The organism is Pseudomonas sp. rhizo25 (assembly GCF_031931935.1).
GTDB classification, from domain to species: Bacteria; Pseudomonadota; Gammaproteobacteria; order Pseudomonadales; family Pseudomonadaceae; genus Aquipseudomonas; species Aquipseudomonas synxantha.
The window spans coordinates 324,381-343,690 of sequence record NZ_JAUJXA010000002.1 but is presented as its reverse complement, the minus strand read 5'-3'; the positions used below and the strand labels follow the sequence as shown (position 1 = coordinate 343,690).

The following is a 19,310-nucleotide window of genomic DNA, read 5'->3' as shown; positions in this document are numbered from 1 at the left end:
AGACTAGCGCGAGCGGCAAAAAGTGCCCTGAGAGCGGCACCCAAATTTACCCGGACCTGTTCAATAGCGCCCAGGACCTGCTGCCGTCGGGCATCGTCGTAGGGTTCACTGATACACAATCCGAATACCCCCCTGTTTAATGGATAGTCTGGTTATGACCGCATCAGTCGACTTTGGTGCATTCACACACTATCAGTGCAACTGTAGACGCTCACCGAGACGATATTGCTCAATCGTCAAATATCGTTTCAATAAGTACCTGCCTCCAGTCTCGTCCCGGATGCGGCCGGCGGCAAGGCACTTAGCCATCTACGCCGCAAATAAAATTGCCAGGCACCCGCAACACCGCCACCAAGGGCAACCCTGTTATTATCGCCGGCACACCTCCATGCCTCTTTCAAACAGATCACGAGCGAATCCATGAGCACCGACAAGACCAACCAGTCCTGGGGCGGCCGCTTCAGTGAACCCGTCGACGCCTTCGTCGCCCGCTTCACCGCCTCCGTCACCTTTGACCAACGCCTGTATCGCCACGACATCATGGGTTCCATCGCCCACGCCACGATGCTGGCCAAGGTCGGCGTGCTGACCGATGCCGAGCGTGACAGCATCATTGACGGCCTGACCACCATCCGCGGTGAGATCGAGGCCGGTACGTTCGACTGGCGCGTCGACCTGGAAGATGTGCACATGAACATAGAGGCGCGCCTGACCGACCGCATCGGCGTGACCGGCAAGAAACTGCACACCGGCCGCAGCCGTAACGATCAGGTAGCCACCGATATCCGCTTGTGGCTGCGCGATGAAATCGACCTGATCCTGGCCGAAATCACCCGCCTGCAAAAAGGTTTGCTGGAGCAGGCCGAGCGTGAATCGGACACCATCATGCCCGGCTTCACCCACTTGCAGACCGCACAGCCGGTGACCTTCGGCCATCATCTACTGGCCTGGTTCGAAATGCTCAGCCGCGACTACGAGCGCCTGGTGGATTGCCGCAAGCGCGCTAACCGCATGCCATTGGGCAGCGCCGCGCTGGCGGGTACCACCTACCCGATCGACCGCGAGTACACCGCACAACTGCTGGGCTTTGACGCCGTGGGCGGCAACTCCCTGGATGGCGTGTCGGACCGTGACTTCGCCATCGAATTCTGCGCCGCCGCCAGCATTGCGATGATGCACCTGTCGCGCTTCTCGGAAGAGCTGGTGCTATGGACCAGCGCGCAGTTCCAGTTCATTGACCTGCCGGACCGCTTTTGCACCGGCAGCTCGATCATGCCGCAAAAGAAAAACCCCGATGTGCCCGAGTTGGTGCGTGGCAAGAGCGGCCGGGTATTCGGCGCACTGATGGGCCTGTTGACCCTGATGAAAGGCCAACCGCTGGCCTACAACAAGGACAACCAGGAAGACAAGGAGCCGCTGTTCGACGCCGCCGACACGCTGCGCGACTCGCTGCGTGCCTTTGCCGACATGATCCCGGCGATCAAGCCCAAGCACGCGATGATGCGTGAAGCGGCCCTGCGCGGGTTTTCCACCGCGACCGACCTGGCTGACTACCTGGTACGCCGTGGCCTGCCGTTCCGTGACTGTCACGAAATCGTCGGCCACGCGGTTAAATATGGCGTAGACACCGGCAAGGACCTGGCGGAAATGAGCCTGGAAGAACTGCGCCAGTTCAGCGACCAGATCGAGCAGGATGTGTTTGCCGTGCTGACCCTGGAAGGTTCGGTGAATGCCCGCGACCATGTGGGCGGTACTGCACCGGCACAGGTCAAAGCTGCTGTAGTACGCGGCAAAGAATTGCTCGCCAGCCGCTAAAACTGTGGGAGGGGGCTTGCTCCCGATGGCGGTGGGTCAGCTAAGGTTTTCTTACCTGATACACCGCCATCGGGAGCAAGCCCCCTCCCACACTTGATTATTTTTTGGCCGCAATCATCGCCATGAATGACGGCAGCGCCGCCTGCCTGTCCGCCTCCACCTTTTGCGCGTTGGGCATTTCATTCAGGCGCGCGAGCAGCGTCTTCGCCTTTGGTAACTCAGCCAGCAGATCCAGGCCAAACAGCTTCTCGCCCACACCACAGGCCAGATTCAAGCTGTACATGAAATACAGATCGGCAATGGTAAAACTTTCACCTGTCACATAAGGTGCGAACTTGCCATGCCGCCCCAAAGAAGCGATGCCCAGCAACAACTCGGCCTTGGATTTTTCCTTGATCGCCTCCGGCACCGGCATGCCGAAAAATGCCTCGGCGAAACACGCTCGCGCAGGCAGCTCGATGTAGAGCTCGATTTCTCGACACAACGCCAGCACCTGAGCCCGTTGAAAAGGCTCGGCCGGGAGCAGCGCAGGGCCCTCCTGGGTCTGCTCGATGTATTCGAGGATCACGCTGGTTTCGTTGATAAACCCCTGCTTCACGCCCAGCACCGGCACCTTGCCGCGGGGGCTTATCGCCAGTGCTTCGGGAGTTTGCCCGGCATAAAAAGGTACCTCTTCGAAAGGCAGCCCTTTCTCCAGCAACGCCAGTTTCACCATGTTGTAGTAGTTGCTGACCGAAAATCCGTAAAGCTTGAGCATCGCAAAGCCTCCAGGCCGGGTGCGGGGTTGGCTGCAAGAGTTATAGATGCCCGAAGCCGGGCTGACCAGCAGCATCACCTACCTGAATGGCGGTAGACTGACGTCCTTTCCTTAAGGAGCCTGCCATGAGCGAGCCGACCGATATTGATAACGACGAAGAAGAGTTCACCGAAAGCACGCTGACCCAGGCCATCGAAAACCAGATCGAAAGCGACAACCCGCCTGCCGCCAAGGCCACCTTCAATAAACTGACCTTGGTAGGTTACGAGCGCGAAGACATTTTGAACCTCATGGCCCATGTGCTGGCGGTTGAGATAGACAAGATGCTCGAAGAAGACCGTGCTTTCGATACCGAATGGTATGAAACGGCGTTGCGAGCGCTCCCTGAACTACCGCCTGAAAACAACTGAAACCAGCCTCGGCGTGGCCGGGAAGCCCGCTTCCTCGCCACAAATCTGCGCCATATCAATACCTACGACTTTCTCACTGGACAGCCCGCCAAAGTGCGTTCACCTTATGGCGTGCTAGCCTCTAATAAATTTAGAAAGTCTGGAGTCCTTATGTCGTATACACCCGAGTTGGTTGCCGAACTGGAAATCCTTGCACTCTTCAACCTGGGCAGTTCCCAGGAAGGTCTGAAAGTCCACCAGACTGCCGCTCCTACCGCCATTGCCGCTGCCAAGCGCCTGTTCGAGAAAAAACTGATCGACCAGCCGGATGGCGGTTATCTGACCAGCCTGGGTCGCGACGCCGCCGAACAAGCGCAAACCCTGCTGACTATCCTGACCACCAGCTCGACCAAAGAAGCCGCCTGATAACTGATACCGCCCGTGGAGTCCGCCCTCGCGGATTCCAAGGGTGTTGCTGTGCAACGGCGAAAATTCTGACACCAAAATCATTTCCCCTCTAAACCTCCTACGCTTCTGGCTGTAAACTCCTACACGGCCGCCCATGTCGGGCCCTGCGAGCCGCCGAGTTCGACATGACCCGCACCCATGAAATCCGCCCCGACCTGGACGAAGGCATCGACCGCAAGGTGCTGACCCAGTTGCGCGCGCGCTTCATGGCACTCAATGAAGAGCGCATGGCCCGTGCCGTCGAGGGGCTGACCCCGCGCCAGCAAAGCGTGCTGACCCTCCTCCCGCTATTTTTCCACGTCAATCACCCGTTGTTACCGGGCTACGTCTCCAGCACCACCCCGGCCGGGCTGTCGAATTTCGAACCTGACGATCAAGCTCTGACCGAAGCCCAGCGCCTGACCCGCTCATTCTCTTATAAGCCCCGCCACGGCAACCCGCCCCGACCGATCCACGGCCTATTCCTGATGGGCAGCCTCGGCACGCTGGCCCAGGCCGATCAAAGCGATATGGATGTGTGGGTGTGCCATGCGCCCGATCTGAACGACAACGAACTGGCCGAGCTGCGCAAGAAGTGCCAATTGCTGGAGGTCTGGGCCCTGGGCATGGGCGCCGAAGCGCATTTCTTTTTGATCGAGCCGACGCGCTTCGTATTGGGTGAGCGCGACACGCAACTGAGTTCCGACGATTGCGGCACCACCCAGCACTACCTGCTGCTGGACGAGTTCTACCGCACCGCCATATGGCTGGCCGGGCGCACGCCGATCTGGTGGCTGGTGCCGGTGTATGAAGAAAGCCGCTACGCCGAATTTACCCACACACTGATGTCCAAGCGTTTCATCCGCGCCGACGAGACCCTAGACCTTGGCCACCTTGCCCACATCCCGCCGGGCGAGTTCATGGGTGCCGGGCTGTGGCAATTGTTCAAAGGTATCGAATCCCCCTACAAGTCGGTGCTCAAGCTGTTGCTGACCGAGGTCTACGCCAGTGAACACCCAAACGTGCAATGCCTGAGCCTGCGTTTTAAACAGGCGGTGTTCGCCAACCAGGTCGATCTGGATGAGCTGGACCCTTACATCATGGTCTACCGCCGCATCGAGGAGTACCTCAAGGCTCGCAACGAGCCAGAGCGCCTGGAACTGGTGCGACGCAGCCTGTACCTGAAGGTCAACCGCAAGCTCAGCGTCGGCCAGCGCACTACCGGTTGGCAACGGCTGCTGCTCGAGCGCCTGGCTTTTGAGTGGGGTTGGGACCAACGCCAACTGGCCCTGCTGGACAGCCGCAGCCAGTGGAAAGTGCGCCAGGTCGCGTCCGAACGCCGTGCCCTGGTCAATGAGCTGAACTACAGTTACCGCTTCCTCACCCAGTTCGCCCGTACCGAACAGACCGTCAGCCTGATAAACAAGCGTGACCTCAATGTGCTGGGCCGGCGCCTATATGCAGCGTTTGAGCGCAAGGCCGGCAAGGTTGAGTTCATCAACCCCGGTATTGCTCCCGACCTGGCCGAAGATACCCTGACACTGGTGCAGTCGCCCAACCGCAAGGAAACTGGCCAGTACCATTGGGGCTTGTATAACGGCAACCTCACGGCCTTGGAATGGGAGCACTTCGCGCCGATCAAACGCAGCCGCGACCTGCTGGAAATGCTTACCTGGTGCCACCGCAACGGGGTAATCGACAGCAGTACCCGCCTGGCGCTGCACCCAGGCACCAGCGACATGACCGAGTTCGAGCTGTTCAACCTGCTGGGCAGCCTGCAGCAGACCATCGCCCTGCCCCTGGCCAGCGTCGATGAAGTCCGCCTGTTGCGTCCGGCAGTGCCGGAAGAAGTGTTGTTGCTGATCAACGTCGGCGTTGATCCGCTCAAACATCATCGTGAGCTGAATATCCTGATGACCACCGAGCGCACCGACTCCCTGAGCTATGCCGGTGTACGCGACAACCTGGTGCTGACCCTGGACCAGGTCACGCTCAATAGCTGGAACGAGGTGATGGTCAGCCGCTACGACGGCCCCCACGCGCTGCTCGACTGCCTGCGCGACTACCTCAACCAACTGCCGTCGGACCATCTGCCACGGCTGCGGGTGCGCTGCTTCTGTCACAACCGTGCGCAGTTCATTGCCCAGCGTGTGGAGGAGGTATTCGACACTGCGCAGAACCTGCTGCTCAGCCAGGGCAATCACCGCTACCTGCTTCAGGTGCAGCAGCACTATCACGTGATGGAACTGACACCGGGCCAGGCCACTCATGTGCCGCTGCCCACACAGGACGCGCTGATTGCCTACCTCAGTGAGGAACTGGCCAGCTACAGCCCGTGGCACCTGGACGCCATGGCCCTGGAAGACCACGACCTGGCGCTGCTGCTACCCATGGGCCAGGCCGATTGTGTGCAGGTGTTCTATCGGGTCAACGAAGGCTTCGCCGAGCTGTACGTGCTCGACGAATTCAATGCCCTCTGGCAGCAGCGCCTGCCATTCCACGATGAACAGAGTCTGCTGGCGCCACTGCAGCGCTTCCTGCAATCGACCCTTTACCGCCGGGAGGCGTTATCGTCCCTGGACGCGCAGCCACCCCTGGGTGAGATTCATACCCTGTACTACCAGCTAATGCCCTCAGGCAACTCCCGCGCGCGCCGCGTCGAGCCAAGGCCAGCCCCGCAAAATCCTGCCGACAAGCCGTTTTATGACGTGCAGGCGATTATCGGCAAGGGCGCGCCGGGCCAGGTGGGGATTACGTTGTACTGCAATCAGCGGGAATTTTCCGAGCTGGAATTCGGCGACCAACTGTTTGCCGTGGTAGCCCGGGAGATTGTCGCGCAACGCCAGGAAACCGAACGATACCGCTGCTATATCACCGATCTGGATTTGTCGGGCCTGCTGGGGGACGTGCAGAGCCCGAGCAATCTGTACCTGCGCTACAAGGCAGAATTGGAACAGTCACTCAATGCGGCGCTGGATCAGGTCTAGAGCGTGAAGGCGCCGCCATCTTTGGGCTGGCCTTCGACGTTGAGCAGTTCAAGCTTGAGTGTCTTGCCGCCCGGCGCAGGCCAGTCGATATGCTGGCCCACTTGCAAGCCCAGCAAGGCACTGCCCACCGGCGCGAGGATCGAGATCTTGCCTTCGTCGGCATTCGCGTCCTTGGGGTAGACCAGGGTCAGGTGGTAGTCCTTGCCACTGCCTTGCTCACGGCAGTGCACACTGGAGTTCATGGTCACGACAGTTGCAGGCACTTCATCGTGGCCAACCACTTCTTCGGCGCGGTCGAGTTCGTGTTGAAGGGCTTCGACGCCCGGCGAGTCCTCGCCTTCACGGTCGATCAGTTGCTCAAGACGCTGCACGTCGAGACGGGTAAGAATGATGGAAGGTGCGGTCATGATTCAGGCAGACTCCTTTTTTCTGCACAAAAAAAGCAAAACCCCGCCAGGAAAAGGCGGGGTTCTCACGGACCTCGATGAGTTGAGGTGTATCCGGACACTACCACAGCGACACAAATAAACAAGACAACGTCAGGCGCGTGCCTTGCGTTGCTCGGCTTCGGCGCAGATCACCCGGCGCCGCGCATCGTCGGCAGAGCGCCATTCGCGGATATCTTCCACATGGCGGAAGCAGCCGAGGCAGACCTTCTGTTCGTCCAGGCGACACAAACTGATACAAGGTGACGGCACCGCCGGGCTGACATTACTGAACAGCGGCTTGGGCGGGCGTACAGGTGCAGGCTGGGTCACGGTCAGATCTCGTCCTGCCCCAACTCATCAAAGTCCAGCTCGACGCCGGTATATTCCTGGACCAGGCGGGTGAGCATCTCGCCCAACAATTCTTCGCTCTTGTCGCACTGCCATTTGCCGCTTTCTTCGTCGTAGTCGAAGTGAACGCCACCGGAGCGCGCCGCCAGCCACAGCTGACGCAGTGGTTCCTGGCGACTGAAGATCAGTTGCTGGCCGCTCTCGAACTTGACGGTCAGCACACCGGCCGAGCTTTCCAGATCCACATCCAGGCCGCTGTCGTCGAAAATATCTTCCAGCTTCTCCTGGGTGGTATCCACCAGGTCGTGAAAACGGGCTTCGGTCAAACTCATCGTGGCAACCTCAAAAGTGTCTGGTTTTGCTCAAGCGCCGCACGATACGGACGCGCTTCGCCGATTGCAAAGGATACCGATTTCATTACAGACGGCAGTACGAAATATGCTCTAACAGCGTAACCCGCTTCCCAGTCATCTCGGCAAACCCCCGCCGGACGGGTATTGCGGCGCATAGGCAAGCTGGCGGGTGGTCGGTATACTCGGGCGCAATTAATGCATATTCAAGGATTTCGCCATGAAGCGCCTGATCTCTTCCCTTGCTGCGCTCGTCGCGGTCGCCTGTCTCGTCAGTGCCTGTGGTCAAAAAGGCCCGCTGTACCTTCCCGATGACAGCAAAGACCCGAATGAACAGGCGCAATCGTCGCAAAAGCCGTCAAAAGCGCATAAGCACGACACCTACTAAGGGACACTTATGGACGCTTTTAACTACCGGGACGGCGAGCTGTTCGCGGAAGGCGTGGCGTTGTCCGCGATTGCCCAGCAGTTTGGCACCCCGACCTATGTGTACTCCCGTGCGCATATCGAAGCCCAATACCGCTCGTTCACCGACGCGCTCTACGGCGTACCGCACCTGGTGTGCTACGCGGTCAAGGCCAACTCCAACCTGGGCGTGCTGAATGTCCTGGCGCGCCTGGGCGCCGGTTTCGACATCGTGTCCCGTGGCGAGCTGGAACGCGTACTGGCCGCCGGCGGCCAGGCTGACAAGATCGTGTTCTCCGGGGTCGGCAAGAGCCGCGATGACATGCGCCGCGCCCTGGAAGTCGGCGTACATTGCTTCAATGTCGAATCCACCGACGAACTGGAGCGCCTGCAGGTCGTTGCCGCCGAAATGGGCGTTCTCGCGCCGATCTCCCTGCGCGTCAACCCGGATGTCGACGCCGGCACCCACCCTTACATTTCCACCGGTCTCAAAGAGAACAAGTTCGGCATCGCCATCGCCGACGCCGAAGACGTGTACATCCGCGCCGCGCAACTGCCGAACCTGGAAGTGCTGGGCGTCGACTGCCATATCGGTTCGCAACTGACCACCCTGCCACCCTTCCTGGATGCGCTCGACCGCCTGCTGGCGCTGATCGACCGCCTGGGCGAGTGCGGCATCTACCTGCACCACATCGACCTGGGTGGTGGCGTGGGCGTGCGTTATCGCGATGAAGAACCACCGGCGATCGCCGACTATATCCAGGCCGTGCGCGAACGCATTGAAGGCCGCGACCTGACCCTGATGTTCGAGCCGGGCCGTTATATCGTCGCCAACGCTGGTGTACTGCTGACCCAGGTCGAGTACCTCAAGCACACCGAACACAAGGATTTCGCCATCGTCGATGCGGCGATGAACGACCTGATCCGCCCGGCGCTGTACCAGGCCTGGATGAATGTCACCGCCGTGACGCCTCGCGCAAGCGTTGCCCGCGCCTATGACATCGTCGGCCCGATCTGCGAGACCGGCGACTTCCTGGCCAAGGATCGTCAGTTGGCCCTGGAAGAAGGTGACCTGCTGGCCGTGCATTCGGCCGGTGCCTACGGGTTTGTCATGAGTTCCAACTACAACACCCGCGGGCGTACCGCCGAGGTGCTGGTGGACGGTGATCAAGCATTTGAAGTGCGTCGCCGCGAGACGGTAGCCCAGTTGTATGCTGGCGAAAGCCTGCTGCCGGAGTAAGCCATGCTGCTGCGTTTTACCAAAATGCACGGGCTGGGCAATGACTTCATGGTCCTCGACCTGGTCAGCCAGCACGCGCACATCCTGCCCAAGCACGCCAAACAGTGGGGCGATCGCCACACCGGTATCGGCTTCGACCAGTTGCTGCTGGTTGAAGCGCCGAGCAACCCGGAGGTGGATTTCCGCTACCGGATCTTCAACTCCGACGGTTCCGAAGTGGAACAGTGCGGCAACGGTGCGCGCTGCTTTGCGCGCTTTGTGCTCGACAAGCGCCTGACCGCCAAGCGCCAGATTCGTGTCGAGACCAAAGGCGGCGTGATCGAACTGGATATCCGCAGTGACGGCCAGATCAGCGTCAACATGGGCGCGCCACGCCTGGTGCCGGCGGATATTCCGTTCCAGGCCACCGAGCAGGCCCTCAGTTACCCGCTGGATGTGGATGGCAAGACCGTGGATATCGCTGCCGTGTCCATGGGTAACCCCCATGCAGTACTGCGGGTCACCGACATCAATAACGCCCCGGTACACGAACTGGGACCGAAGATCGAACATCACCCGCGCTTTCCGGCACGGGTCAATGTGGGCTTCCTGCAGGTGATCGACCGTACCCGTGCGCAATTGCGCGTATGGGAACGTGGCGCCGGCGAAACCCAGGCTTGCGGCACCGGCGCTTGCGCCGCTGCCGTGGCCGCGATCAGCCAGGGGTGGATGGATTCGCCGCTGCTGATCGACCTGCCCGGCGGACGCTTGTCCATCGAGTGGGCAGGCCCAGGCCACCCGGTAATGATGACCGGGCCGGCCTCGCGTGTATACGAAGGACAGGTCCGTCTATGAGTGAGCCAAGCCAATGACCGATAAGCCTCAAGTACCCGCACACGCTACCCCGAGTGAAAGCCTGGAGGCCGCTGCTGTCGCGGCGTACCTTGAGGCTAATCCGGACTTCTTCGTAGAGCACGAAGAGTTGCTGCCGGCCCTGCGTATCCCCCACCAGCGCGGTGACACCGTGTCGCTGGTGGAGCGGCAGATGAAGATCCTGCGCGAGCGCAATATCGAAATGCGCCATCGGCTCTCCCATCTGATGGACGTGGCCCGCGACAATGACCGCTTATTCGACAAGACCCGCCGCTTGATCCTGACCCTGATGGACGCCGCCAGCCTGGAAGAAACGGTGATCGCCGTGGAAGACAGCCTGCGCGAGGATTTCCAGGTGCCTTTTGTAAGCCTGATCCTGTTCAGCGATAACCCAATGCCGGTGGGGCGCTGGGTCACAGGTGGCGAGGCGCAGACGGCCATCGGTGGCCTGCTTTCCGAAGGCAAGACCGTCAGCGGGACCTTGCGCGAACATGAACTGGACTTCCTGTTCGGGGCCGAACAGCGCAAGCAGATCGGCTCTACCGCAGTCATTGCCCTCAGCCATCAGGGCTTACACGGCGTACTGGCCATTGCCAGCCGCGACCCTGCACACTACAAGAGCTCGGTGGGCACTTTGTTCCTGACCTACATCGCAGAAGTGCTGGGCCGTGTCCTGCCACGCCACACCACCACCCTGCGCGCGGTGCGCTGACCATGGAGCGGCAACTGGACGCCTACTGCGCTCATCTGCGCAACGAGCGCCAGGTGTCGCCCCACACCCTCGAAGCCTATCGTCGGGACTTGAACAAGGTCCTGGCCTATTGCGAAAAACAGCACGTCAGCAGCTGGAAGGCCCTGGATATCCAGGCCCTGCGCAGTCTGATCGCACGGCTGCACCAGCAAGGCCAGTCCTCGCGCAGTTTGTCTCGCTTGCTGTCGGCGGTGCGTGGCCTCTACCACTACCTCAATCGCGAAGGCTTGTGCGACCACGACCCGGCCAATGGCCTGTCCCCGCCCAAAGGCGAACGACGCCTGCCCAAGACCCTGGATACCGACCGCGCCCTGCAGTTGCTCGATGGCGCCGTGGAAGATGACTTCCTGGCCCATCGCGACCAGGCGATCCTTGAGCTGTTCTATTCCTCGGGCCTGCGCCTGTCGGAGCTGACCGGCCTTAACCTCGATCAACTGGACCTCGCAGATGGCCTGGTGCAAGTCCTCGGCAAAGGCAGCAAAACCCGCGTGCTGCCAGTCGGCAGGAAGGCCCGGGAAGCTCTCGAGCTATGGCTGCCGCTGCGCCTGTTGACCAATCCTGAGGACGATGCGGTGTTTGTCAGCCAGCAGGGCCGACGCCTGGGACCACGGGCGATTCAGCTGCGGGTCAAGGCCGCCGGTGCGCGGGAACTCGGACAGAACCTGCATCCACATATGCTGCGCCACTCCTTCGCCAGCCATCTGCTGGAGTCCTCCCAGGATCTGCGCGCTGTGCAGGAACTGCTCGGCCACGCCGATATCAAGACCACGCAGATCTACACCCATCTCGACTTCCAGCACCTGGCAACGGTGTATGACAGCGCCCATCCACGGGCCAAACGCATCAAGGGCAGCGACTTATGAGCATCAAGCTGATCACCTTCGACCTGGACGACACCCTCTGGGACAACGTACCTGTCATCATCAGCGCCGAAGCGTCGATGCGCGAATGGCTGGCGGTCAACGCCTCCAAGGTCGGGGACTTGCCCCTGGAGCATTTCGCCAGCCTGCGCCAGCAAGTACTGCAGCGCCATCCTGAACTCAAACACCGCATCAGTCTGTTGCGACATCGTGTTTTGGTGCATGCGTTCGAGGAAGCCGGTTACCCCCAACCAGAAGCTGCGCAGATGGCGGATGTCTGCTTTGAAGCGTTTATCCATGCACGCCACCAGCTCACCGTTTTCCCGGAGGCCGAGCCGATGCTCAAAGCGCTGCGCCAGCACTTTTTGCTGGGAGTGATCACCAATGGCAACGCGGACGTGCAGCGCGTGGGCCTGGCGGACTACTTTCACTTTGCCTTGCGCGCCGAAGATATCGGCATCGCCAAGCCCGATGCTCGCTTGTTTGAAGAGGCGTTGCAGCGGGGCGGCGTGGATGCCAGTGCGGCAGTGCATGTGGGCGATCACCCTGGAGATGACATCGCCGGCGCACAGCAGGCGGGGCTGCGGGCGGTGTGGTTTAACCCGACGGGCAAAGTGTGGGAAGCATCAAAGCGTCCGGATGCAGAGATTCGTAGCCTGACGGAGTTGCCGGAGTTGCTGCAGAGCTGGCAGTAACACCGCAGATCAAAATGTGGGAGGGGGCTTGCTCCCGATAGCAGTGGTTCAGCCAGCACATGTGGCAACTGATACACCGCGATCGGTAGCAAGCCCCCTCCCACATTTAGAACACCACAAGGCTCGGATAAATCATAAGGCGTGAAAAAGCCCGCAGCGACGGCGGGCTTTTTCGGCAAGCAGGAGGCAGACTCAGATGGGTCGGCTGCCGTACTTGTTGTCCGGCTTCTTCGGTGGATCAGCCACCACGTTGGGCTCGACTTCGACCACTTTGCCGCCTTTAGCGAGGAATTCTTCCATCGCACGGGCCAGGGCATCGCGCTCTTTGTTCTTGGCTTCAACGCTCGGCAGCTCGTCTACCGAGACCGCAGCCTTGGCTTTGCCTTTGGCTTTGGGGCTCGCCTCATCGACACTGCTCTCATCGACATCGTCAGCAACGTCTTCCGCTGCTACTTCAAGACCTTCTTCGGTTTCGTCTTCATCACCTACTTCGAGGTCGTCTTGTTCCAGATCATCGTCGCTCATGTTCTACCTCATGACTTGCGAAAAGCAGATTAGTTATAGCCCAGCTTCACCCTCTGTCGAGGTCGCCGGAAAAAAATCAACATCCACCGGATAACCAGTGGCTTATGCCTCTTCACCCTGCAAGGTGGCGAGGACTTTACGAGCACCGCCATGATCACGGTGCTCGCCCAGATAAACACCTTGCCAGGTCCCTATCGCCAAGCGGCCGGCCTTGACCGGCAAACTCAGCTGGCAGCCCAGCAGACTGGCCTTGAAGTGCGCCGGCAGATCATCCGGACCTTCGTCGTTGTGTTCAAACCCTGCGCCACCTTTTGGCACCAGCAGGTTGAAAAACCGCTCGAAGTCACGGCGAACCGCCGGGTCGGCATTCTCGTTAACAGTCAACGAGGCCGAGGTGTGCTGCAGCCACAGATGCAACAGGCCCACACGACACGCCTTTAATTCAGGCAAGCCGGCAAGCAACTCGTCCGTTACCAGATGAAAGCCCCGGGGCTTGGCCCGCAGGGTAATCAGGGTCTGTCGCCACATACAGTTCTCCGCCCATCGGCGCGCATTCTAGCGTGCTCTGTGAAAAAACAAAGCGCCGAATACGCCTTCATAGCTGTAAGACATTTGCACCCTTGAAAGTGCCGTGTGGATACCATCACAAAGTCGACAAAAACCCACGTACCTTTAGCCACAGACAAACGCCAGGCAAAAAAATGCCCGGCAAGCCGGGCATCTTTTTTCATTTGCTTACAAGTTGTAGCCGCGCTCGTTGTGTTGCGCCAGGTCGAGGCCAACCGCCTCTTCCTCTTCGGTGACCCGCAGGCCCATGACCATGTCCAGTACCTTGAGGATGACGAAGGTCACGATCGCCGTGTAGATAACGGTGAAGCCGACGCCTTTGCACTGGATCCAGACCTGGGCAGCAATGTCGGTCACGGTGCCGAAACCGCCCAGGGCGGGGGCTGCAAACACACCCGTGAGGATCGCACCGACGATACCGCCGATGCCGTGCACGCCGAAGGCATCCAGGGAGTCGTCATAGCCGAGCTTGCGCTTGAGGCTGGTGGCGCAGAAGAAGCACACCACACCGGCGACCAGGCCGATCACCAAGGCGCCCATCGGCCCCACAGTGCCAGCGGCTGGTGTGACAGCGACCAGGCCGGCCACCACGCCCGAGGCGATCCCCAGTGCGCTTGGTTTACCGTGGGTGATCCACTCGGCAAACATCCAGCCCAGTGCCGCAGCGGCGGTGGCGATCTGGGTCACCAGCATCGCCATGCCCGCAGTGCCGTTGGCCGCCGCAGCGGAACCGGCGTTGAAGCCGAACCAACCGATCCAGAGCATGGCGGCGCCCACCAGGGTATAGCCCAGGTTGTGCGGGGCCATTGGCGTGGTCGGGAAGCCTTTGCGCTTGCCGAGCACGATGCACGCCACCAGGCCAGCCACACCGGCGTTGATATGCACGACGGTGCCGCCGGCGAAGTCCAGCACGCCCCAGTCCCACATCAGGCCACCGTTGCCGCTCCAGACCATATGCGCGATCGGCGCATAGACCAGGGTGAACCAGATCGCCATGAAGATCAGCATCGCGGAGAACTTCATACGCTCGGCGAAAGCACCGACGATCAGCGCCGGGGTGATGATGGCGAAGGTCATCTGGAAGGTAATGAACACCGCTTCCGGAAACAGCGCCGCAGGCCCGGTAATGCTGGCCGGGGTGACACCCGCCAGGAACGCCTTGCCCATGCCGCCGAAGAATGAATTGAAATTGACCACGCCCTGTTCCATACCGGTGGTATCGAACGCGATGCTATAGCCGTAGACGACCCACAGGATGCTGATCAGGCCAGTGATGGCAAAGCACTGCATCATCACCGACAGAATATTCTTGGAGCGGACCATGCCGCCGTAGAACAGCGCCAGCCCAGGGATGGTCATGAACAGCACCAGTGCCGTGGCGGTCAGCATCCAGGCAGTGTCGCCGGAGTTGAGGACTGGAGCAGCCACTTCATCTGCCGCCATGGCCAGGCCTGGCATTACGATGGACAGCAGGGCTCCGAGCCCTGCGAATTTACGCAGAGTCATATTGTTTTCTCCTGGGGCGTTGGGGTTTGGCGGCTTAGATTGCGTCGGTATCGGTTTCGCCGGTACGGATGCGAATAGCCTGTTCCAGATTGACCACGAAGATCTTGCCGTCACCGATCTTGCCGGTGTTGGCCGCCTTGGTTATCGCCTCGATAACCCGGTCAAGATCCTTGTCGTCAATGGCGACATCGATCTTCACCTTCGGCAGGAAATCGACCACGTATTCCGCGCCGCGATACAGCTCGGTATGACCCTTCTGCCGACCGAAGCCCTTGACCTCAGTAACGGTAATGCCCTGCACGCCGATCTCGGACAGTGACTCGCGTACATCGTCCAACTTGAACGGCTTGATGATGGCAGTGACTAGCTTCATGAAAACTCTCTCCCGAATTGGTGGACTTGCCCCAGGAAAACAAACCCGTCTCAAGTCTAAGCGCAGCGCCTGGCTTTGTAACGCATCGTCGCCTCGGCATATGCCGTCACGACGCCAGCGAACCACTGGTGACGAAACCTTTACCCCCTGATCCCTCGGCGCACTGCATTCGTCACAGCGACTGCGTCAGTGCATGGGTCATGATCGTCTAAGCAGAAACCTTGCCAGCTCCGTAAAAACCACTGAAAACAGTCCTTTGCCCACTTGTGCCCACCCTCGGGGCGTTTGCGCGGCGGCAATGCGCATCAAAACAGTGCGCGACTGCCCGCCCCACTGCGCGAAAAGCGTGCGCAGCGGGGACGTGAAAAGACTATAGACGCTGCGTGATACACTGCCGGCCAACTGTTTTCCGGAATATTTCCCATGCTCGCGCCCAAAGACTTCCTCGACGCCCTGAGCGGCCACGCCTCTCGCCTGTTCAGCGGCGACACCCCGCTGCCCCGCAATGAAATCGAAAGCCAGTTCAAGGCATTGCTGCAAAGTGGTTTCAGCAAGCTCGACCTGGTCAGCCGCGAAGAATTCGATAGCCAGATGGTGGTGCTCGCCCGCACGCGTGCGCGACTGGAGAGCCTCGAGGCCAAAGTGGCGGAACTGGAAGCGCGGCTGACACCAACATCGACTGAATAAACGCAATCCATGTGGGAGGGGGCTTGCCCCCGATAGCAGTGTGTCAGTCACCATTAATATTGGCTGATGCATCGCCATCGGGGGCAAGCCCCTTCCCACATTTGTTTTGCATCGCACTATGGATACGTTCTGTAAAACCTCCCCCGCCTCGCTCTTCCACACCTCGTCTACCCTTGAAGAACCCGCAGGAAGCGGCCCTCATACTCAAGGAACGAGCATGTCCCTCGCCATCGTCCACAGTCGCGCCCAGGTCGGCGTCGAAGCCCCTGCCGTCACCGTCGAAGTGCATATGGCCAATGGCTTGCCATCACTGACACTGGTGGGTTTGCCGGAGACGGCGGTGAAAGAGAGCAAAGACCGCGTGCGCAGTGCCATCCTGAATTCGGCGCTGCAATACCCAGCACGTCGCATCACCCTCAACCTCGCGCCCGCCGACCTGCCCAAGGACGGCGGGCGTTTTGATTTGGCGATTGCCCTGGGGATCCTCGCGGCCAGCGTGCAGGTGCCGGCGTTGATGCTCGACGAGGTGGAGTGCCTGGGAGAGCTGGCGCTGTCCGGCGAGGTACGGGCGGTAAAGGGTGTGTTGCCGGCGGCACTGGCGGCGCGCAAGGCTGGGCGCACCGTGATAGTGCCCCGAGCCAATGCCGAGGAAGCGTGCCTGGCGTCTGGATTGAAAGTGATTGCCGTGGATCATTTGCTGCAGGTGGTGGCGCACCTGAATGGACACGTGCCGATTGAACCGTACACATCCGACGGCCTGCTGTATTTGAACAAACCCTACCCGGACCTGAGTGAGGTACAGGGCCAATTGGCGGCCAAGCGTGCGCTGCTGATCGCCGCGGCCGGTGCGCATAACCTGTTGTTCAGTGGCCCCCCGGGCACCGGTAAGACCCTGCTCGCCAGCCGGCTACCGGGTTTGCTGCCGCCGCTGAGCGAGCAGGAAGCCCTGGAAGTTGCAGCGATCCAATCCGTGGTCAGCCTCCAGCCCCTGAGCCATTGGCCTAACCGCCCGTTCCGGCAACCGCACCATTCGGCATCCGGGCCGGCGCTGGTGGGTGGCGGCTCGAAGCCGCAACCGGGGGAAATCACCCTGGCCCACCACGGGGTGCTGTTCCTGGATGAACTGCCGGAGTTTGATCGTAAGGTGCTTGAAGTGCTGCGCGAGCCATTGGAGTCTGGGCATATCGTGATCTCTCGAGCCCGTGACCGGGTGAGTTTCCCGGCGCGCTTTCAACTGGTCGCGGCGATGAACCCCTGCCCTTGCGGCTACATGGGTGAGCCCAGTGGGCGTTGCCGGTGCACGCCGGAGCAGATCCAGCGCTATCGCAACAAGCTCTCCGGGCCGTTGCTGGACCGCATTGACTTGCACCTGACGGTGGCCCGGGAGACCACTGCGCTGAACCCCTCCCAACAGATCGGCGAAACCACCGCTCAGGCATCCGCCCAGGTAGCGCAAGCCCGCGAGCGTCAGCAACAACGCCAGGGCTGTGCCAATGCGTTTCTCGACCTGCCGCGGCTGCGCGAACACTGCCAGCTGGCAAAAGCCGATGAAACCTGGCTGGAGGCCGCGTGTGAACGCCTGACGCTATCCCTGCGCGCCGCACACCGGCTGCTCAAGGTAGCGCGCACGCTAGCGGATCTTGAGCAAGTAGACGGCATCGCCCGCCATCATTTGGCGGAAGCCTTGCAATACCGACCGGCCGCGATTGGCTGACAGCGGTCAGGAGAACCCCAGCAGCAGCCTCGCCACCTCCAGCACTTCATCCAATGCCGCTTCTGCCGACTCGGTGGAAGGCTTGAGCATCAGGTCATCGGCATAGCCCATCGCCAGGGCAAAAATCTGCCGTGCAGCGCGTTGGGGCGACTCGCAGTGAAACGCGCCGGCGGCAACGCCGCGTTCGATCACCTCGGCAAGCATGCCTTGCCATTGGGCGTTGATCGCCAGGTAAGCCTGGGCCATTTGCGCGTCGTGCATGGCCTCGTCCCAGGCGTCGAGCCATAGCGCCCAACCGGCATCGGCAGTGCTGGGCAGGCAGTCGTGCAAGAACCCCGCGAGCGCCTCCAGCGGTGGCGCATCGGCCAAGGGCTCGCGCACTTCGTGCAATTGCTCATTGGCAAAGCGCACAAAGGCTTCGCGGCGCAGTTCATTCCAGTCGCTGAAGTAGTGATAAACGTGACTGCGCGACAGCCCGGCATGTTCGGCCAGGTCACGGGTGGATACATCGGCAAAACCCTTGCTGCGAAACAGCTCCAGGGCGGCGGCGATGATCTGGTCTTTACGGTCGATACGCGACATTGAGCAATTCCTTCGAGCGTGAACAGATAAGCGGCGCTTGCTTTTTGAGCGATCGCTCAAGGATACTTGAGCAGTCGCTCAATAATAGCGTCTATCACTCCTTTGGTGCACCCCATGACATCCGTCACCCCACACATTCTGATCGAAGAAAGCAAGAAAATCGGTCAACAGTCCGCCAGCCAGACACTCAAGGCTATTGCCAAAGCCTATCCCGGCAAGCTGTCTTGCACCTTGTCGCTGGTGGCGCTTGAGAACGCACTGTTGTTGGCTTACCCGCTGTTTGCCGGGTTCGCGGTGGATTCGATTATCCGCGGCGATACCACCAGTGCGTTGCTCTATGCCGCCGTGGTCATGGCGTTCTGGGCCGTAGGAGCGGCACGACGGGCACTGGACACGCGCACGTTCACGCGCATTTACGCCGATCTCGCGGTGCCGGTCATTCTCAACCAGCGCCTACAGAACCACAGCACCTCGAAATCGGCGGCACGGGTGGTGCTTGCACGGGAGTTCGTCGACTTCTTTGAAAAACACGTGCCAATCATTGCCACGGCGTTAGTGTCGATTGTGGGCGCGGCGGTAATGTTGATCGTGATTGAGCCATGGGTAGGCATGGCGTGCCTGGCCGCGCTGCTGCTGTGCATGACCTTGTTGCCACGCTTTGCCCAACGTAATCAGACGCTGCACGAGCGCCTGAATAATCGTCTGGAAAAAGAGATCGGCCTGGTCGAAAAGGTCGGCGCGCCAACCCTGCGACGCCACTACCAGGTGCTGTCACGCCTGCGTATCTGGCTGTCAGACCGCGAGGCCGCGGCGTTCCTGTTTATCGGTGCGATCGCAGCCTTGCTGTTCGTGGTTGCGATCAGCCAGTTGGCCATGACCCCAGCGGTCAAGGCTGGCCACATCTACGCGGTCATGACCTATCTGTGGACCTTCGTCACCAGCCTGGACGAAGCGCCAGGCATGGTGGACCAACTGGCGCGGCTCAAGGACATTGGCAAGCGCGTGGATCCAGGGCTTGGAGAGCCCTGAGCC

22 protein-coding genes are annotated in these 19,310 nt (G+C 60.5%); 13 read left to right on the top strand and 9 right to left on the bottom strand.

The window, feature by feature from the left end:
• Positions 1 to 420: 420 nt before the first annotated feature.
• The gene (gene argH / locus QZR30_RS05195) at positions 421 to 1,815 is read left to right on the top strand and encodes an argininosuccinate lyase (protein WP_046070055.1); all 1,395 of its coding nucleotides are present in this window, start codon (positions 421 to 423) and stop codon (positions 1,813 to 1,815) included.
• Positions 1,816 to 1,912: 97 nt separating this feature from the next.
• Here the strand turns inward: argH and QZR30_RS05190 are convergent, their stop codons facing one another.
• A complete protein-coding gene (locus QZR30_RS05190; protein WP_068965764.1) occupies positions 1,913 to 2,572 on the bottom strand; it encodes a glutathione S-transferase family protein in 660 nt (219 codons plus the stop codon).
• Positions 2,573 to 2,697: 125 nt separating this feature from the next.
• On the opposite strand from QZR30_RS05190, the gene QZR30_RS05185 reads away from it, so the two are divergent.
• From QZR30_RS05185 to QZR30_RS05175, 3 genes are all read left to right on the top strand, one after another.
• Positions 2,698 to 2,982 carry a hypothetical protein gene (locus QZR30_RS05185; RefSeq protein ID WP_043046913.1) on the top strand — a complete coding sequence of 95 codons (285 nt, stop codon included), beginning with the start codon at positions 2,698 to 2,700 and terminating at the stop codon, positions 2,980 to 2,982.
• A gap of 150 nt (positions 2,983 to 3,132) precedes the next feature.
• On the top strand, positions 3,133 to 3,387 hold the full coding sequence (locus QZR30_RS05180; RefSeq protein WP_056847020.1) for a TIGR02647 family protein: 255 nt from the start codon (positions 3,133 to 3,135) through the stop codon (positions 3,385 to 3,387).
• 167 nt (positions 3,388 to 3,554) lie between these two features.
• The gene (locus QZR30_RS05175) at positions 3,555 to 6,395 is read left to right on the top strand and encodes a class I adenylate cyclase (protein WP_274356969.1); all 2,841 of its coding nucleotides are present in this window, start codon (positions 3,555 to 3,557) and stop codon (positions 6,393 to 6,395) included.
• Here the strand turns inward: QZR30_RS05175 and rnk are convergent.
• The 3 genes from rnk to cyaY form a co-directional block, all read right to left on the bottom strand.
• A complete protein-coding gene (gene rnk, locus QZR30_RS05170; protein WP_046070058.1) occupies positions 6,392 to 6,802 on the bottom strand; it encodes a nucleoside diphosphate kinase regulator in 411 nt (136 codons plus the stop codon). The two genes, QZR30_RS05175 and rnk, sit on opposite strands and share 4 nt — an antisense overlap.
• Before the next feature lie 132 nt (positions 6,803 to 6,934).
• Entirely contained in the window at positions 6,935 to 7,153 is a 219-nt protein-coding gene (locus QZR30_RS05165) for a DUF1289 domain-containing protein (RefSeq protein WP_046070059.1), read from the bottom strand.
• Positions 7,154 to 7,155: 2 nt separating this feature from the next.
• The gene (gene cyaY, locus QZR30_RS05160) at positions 7,156 to 7,503 is read right to left on the bottom strand and encodes an iron donor protein CyaY (protein ID WP_046070060.1); all 348 of its coding nucleotides are present in this window, start codon (positions 7,501 to 7,503) and stop codon (positions 7,156 to 7,158) included.
• Positions 7,504 to 7,741: 238 nt separating this feature from the next.
• Between cyaY and lptM the strand changes: the two genes are divergently transcribed.
• Genes lptM through QZR30_RS05130 form a run of 6 tightly spaced genes read left to right on the top strand, consistent with a single transcriptional unit; the run spans position 7,742 to position 12,324 of the window.
• Positions 7,742 to 7,909 (top strand): LPS translocon maturation chaperone LptM, encoded by a 168-nt coding sequence (gene lptM / locus QZR30_RS05155; RefSeq protein ID WP_003195417.1) that lies wholly within the window; start codon positions 7,742 to 7,744, stop codon positions 7,907 to 7,909.
• A gap of 9 nt (positions 7,910 to 7,918) precedes the next feature.
• On the top strand, positions 7,919 to 9,166 hold the full coding sequence (gene lysA / locus QZR30_RS05150; protein ID WP_046070061.1) for a diaminopimelate decarboxylase: 1,248 nt from the start codon (positions 7,919 to 7,921) through the stop codon (positions 9,164 to 9,166).
• A gap of 3 nt (positions 9,167 to 9,169) precedes the next feature.
• Positions 9,170 to 10,000, top strand: coding sequence for a diaminopimelate epimerase (gene dapF, locus QZR30_RS05145; RefSeq protein ID WP_043046906.1), 831 nt, complete (start codon positions 9,170 to 9,172; stop codon positions 9,998 to 10,000).
• A 13-nt stretch (positions 10,001 to 10,013) separates the two neighbouring features.
• On the top strand, positions 10,014 to 10,730 hold the full coding sequence (locus QZR30_RS05140; protein WP_043046905.1) for a DUF484 family protein: 717 nt from the start codon (positions 10,014 to 10,016) through the stop codon (positions 10,728 to 10,730).
• Between the two features lie 2 nt (positions 10,731 to 10,732).
• Entirely contained in the window at positions 10,733 to 11,632 is a 900-nt protein-coding gene (gene xerC / locus QZR30_RS05135; protein WP_059396695.1) for a tyrosine recombinase XerC, read from the top strand.
• Positions 11,629 to 12,324 carry an HAD family hydrolase gene (locus tag QZR30_RS05130; protein WP_046070063.1) on the top strand — a complete coding sequence of 232 codons (696 nt, stop codon included), beginning with the start codon at positions 11,629 to 11,631 and terminating at the stop codon, positions 12,322 to 12,324. Before xerC ends, QZR30_RS05130 begins: the two co-directional genes overlap by 4 nt.
• Positions 12,325 to 12,516: 192 nt before the next feature.
• On the opposite strand, the gene sutA is transcribed toward QZR30_RS05130, so the two are convergent.
• From sutA to glnK, 4 genes are all read right to left on the bottom strand, one after another.
• A complete protein-coding gene (sutA, locus tag QZR30_RS05125) occupies positions 12,517 to 12,849 on the bottom strand; it encodes a transcriptional regulator SutA (RefSeq protein WP_043046902.1) in 333 nt (110 codons plus the stop codon).
• A gap of 102 nt (positions 12,850 to 12,951) precedes the next feature.
• Positions 12,952 to 13,377, bottom strand: a complete 426-nt coding sequence (locus QZR30_RS05120) for a secondary thiamine-phosphate synthase enzyme YjbQ (RefSeq protein ID WP_046070064.1) — start codon at positions 13,375 to 13,377, stop codon at positions 12,952 to 12,954.
• Positions 13,378 to 13,584: 207 nt separating this feature from the next.
• Positions 13,585 to 14,922: an ammonium transporter gene (locus QZR30_RS05115; protein ID WP_043046900.1), complete on the bottom strand. Its 1,338-nt coding sequence runs from the start codon at positions 14,920 to 14,922 to the stop codon at positions 13,585 to 13,587.
• Positions 14,923 to 14,956: 34 nt separating this feature from the next.
• Positions 14,957 to 15,295, bottom strand: a complete 339-nt coding sequence (glnK, locus tag QZR30_RS05110) for a P-II family nitrogen regulator (protein WP_002555808.1) — start codon at positions 15,293 to 15,295, stop codon at positions 14,957 to 14,959.
• Between the two features lie 423 nt (positions 15,296 to 15,718).
• On the opposite strand from glnK, the gene QZR30_RS05105 reads away from it, so the two are divergent.
• On the top strand, positions 15,719 to 15,982 hold the full coding sequence (locus QZR30_RS05105) for an accessory factor UbiK family protein (RefSeq protein WP_046070065.1): 264 nt from the start codon (positions 15,719 to 15,721) through the stop codon (positions 15,980 to 15,982).
• A 217-nt stretch (positions 15,983 to 16,199) separates the two neighbouring features.
• Positions 16,200 to 17,696, top strand: coding sequence for a YifB family Mg chelatase-like AAA ATPase (locus QZR30_RS05100; protein ID WP_068965771.1), 1,497 nt, complete (start codon positions 16,200 to 16,202; stop codon positions 17,694 to 17,696).
• Between the two features lie 6 nt (positions 17,697 to 17,702).
• Here the strand turns inward: QZR30_RS05100 and QZR30_RS05095 are convergent, their stop codons facing one another.
• Positions 17,703 to 18,278 (bottom strand): TetR/AcrR family transcriptional regulator, encoded by a 576-nt coding sequence (locus QZR30_RS05095; protein ID WP_046070068.1) that lies wholly within the window; start codon positions 18,276 to 18,278, stop codon positions 17,703 to 17,705.
• Positions 18,279 to 18,392: 114 nt separating this feature from the next.
• Between QZR30_RS05095 and QZR30_RS05090 the strand changes: the two genes are divergently transcribed.
• On the top strand, positions 18,393 to 19,307 hold the full coding sequence (locus QZR30_RS05090; protein WP_059396700.1) for an ABC transporter six-transmembrane domain-containing protein: 915 nt from the start codon (positions 18,393 to 18,395) through the stop codon (positions 19,305 to 19,307).
• Positions 19,308 to 19,310: the final 3 nt, after the last annotated feature.